Origin of the sequence: Candidatus Methanoperedens nitratireducens (assembly GCF_900196725.1) — an archaeon.
Taxonomy (GTDB): Archaea; Halobacteriota; Methanosarcinia; order Methanosarcinales; family Methanoperedenaceae; genus Methanoperedens; species Methanoperedens nitroreducens_A.
The window spans coordinates 1-1,650 of sequence record NZ_FZMP01000248.1 but is presented as its reverse complement, the minus strand read 5'-3'; the positions used below and the strand labels follow the sequence as shown (position 1 = coordinate 1,650).

The following is a 1,650-nucleotide window of genomic DNA, read 5'->3' as shown; positions in this document are numbered from 1 at the left end:
TACTTAAAATCAGCGGAGTTAAGGATTAACATTTTTTACTGTAGCCGGGAAACTGAATATATAGAGAGGCGCTGCCAGAAGAAAATAATCAGCCTGTTTGTAGGCTTCAAGGATGGTAGATACTTCCATCTTAACTTATTCTTTTTGATTTATCGCTTCTCTAATATCTTTAAGTCACACAGGAACTTTATCAACCTCATCAAGTAAGTAAAACTCGGGTTCTCCAATGACGCCAGCTCTCTTTATTGCCTTTTTTAAATCATCTGACGCCACTAGTTTCCGAGCATTCTCGATACTATCCCATTCCAAGATCATTACAATCTCATTGGGGTTGTCTGCATTGCGGAGCAAACGACCTCCCCGTGAACCGCTTGCTTTGCGAACCGTCGCACGTTCATCGAACTCCATTACTTCTGTAAGCCTCAAGTCAGTGTTTCCTGTTGAAGCAAGATACTTCTCTACAGCTTCCCTGGCTTTCTCAATGGTTATGGGGGTTGCATTTGCACCATAGCCGCTGCCGGTATAACCGTCGCCTGTGCCGCAATGATCATTTCCGTTGCCATGGCTTCCCATCATCCCATTACCATCCCAGTTGCCGCCCATCATGCCGCCCCAGGAACCGCTGCTCCCCGGTCTTGCCACGACGTAGCCTGCTCCCAGTACAACAAGGATGATTGCTATTGCCACATTTGTTTCCGTGTTCCTAGATTTCACCTTTTGTCGTCCATATGTGGTCTCAACTTTGTTCATTTATTTCACCTCTTTTTTTACAATCTTCTTCAACTCGGACATTGGTATGCCCAGGTCTATTACACCGAATTTGCCCGCGACCCTGAGGATTTCACCTTCGACCATCTTGATCTCATCGACTTCCAGGATGCCTCCGAACTCAAATTCCTGCCTGTAGTCGCATCTAATTTTGAGGTCTTTTACCATGTTTGGCTTCAGGGTCACATAGAATGCAAATTCGTGTCCGACCATTTGTTATCACCAAATGAAAAATGGATTTGGAGATGCTTAAATAAAATCTGGCACGAATGTGGAGTTAGACAACAAGTTTATAACAAAGGTTACACAAATGTAACAAGGAAACACGATGAAAGTCTACGAGCTATTTACGGAACTGTCTTCAGAAAACAGGCTTGGTATACTCCAAACCCTGAATGAAAAACCGATGACATTCACCAGTCTGATCAAAGAAATTGATATGAACTCGACAGAAGCATCAAGACAATTATCGAGATTAACAGAAGCCCAGCTAATCGAGAAAAAAGGGGATGGTAGATATTATAATACACTATTCGGAAAACTGGTTATTTCTACCATATCAGATCTGAACTTCATATCTGAGAAATCAGGATTCTTCCTGAATCATGATACTGCTCAGATCCCACTTGAACTTCTAAGGCAAATAGACTCTCTATCTAAAGGAGAAATAGTAACAGGCGTCTATAATATTATAAATACCTTTGAAAAATTTATAATAAAGAGCTACGTCTGGTACATGTCCGATGATTTTCCCAGACATCAATTACCCAATATTGAAAAGAAATTGGAGGAGGGAAAGGAATTCAGAGTAATACTTCCGAAAGACCCCACATCGATGCTTAGCGAAAAAAATAGGAAAAAAATACAGATCAAAGTATTGGA

General features: G+C 41.4%; 3 protein-coding genes. 1 reads left to right on the top strand and 2 read right to left on the bottom strand.

From position 1 onward, the window contains the following. Positions 1-174: 174 nt before the first annotated feature. Both MNV_RS18385 and MNV_RS18380 read right to left on the bottom strand, forming a co-directional pair. Complete coding sequence (locus MNV_RS18385; RefSeq protein ID WP_096207396.1) at positions 175-750, bottom strand: antibiotic biosynthesis monooxygenase family protein; 576 nt, start codon at positions 748-750, stop codon at positions 175-177. Then, on the bottom strand, positions 751-981 hold the full coding sequence (locus MNV_RS18380; RefSeq protein WP_096207395.1) for a hypothetical protein: 231 nt from the start codon (positions 979-981) through the stop codon (positions 751-753). 115 nt (positions 982-1,096) lie between these two features. Between MNV_RS18380 and MNV_RS18375 the strand changes: the two genes are divergently transcribed. Beyond that, a partial coding sequence (locus tag MNV_RS18375) for a helix-turn-helix domain-containing protein (protein ID WP_143311909.1) occupies positions 1,097-1,650 on the top strand: 554 nt, incomplete at its 3' end.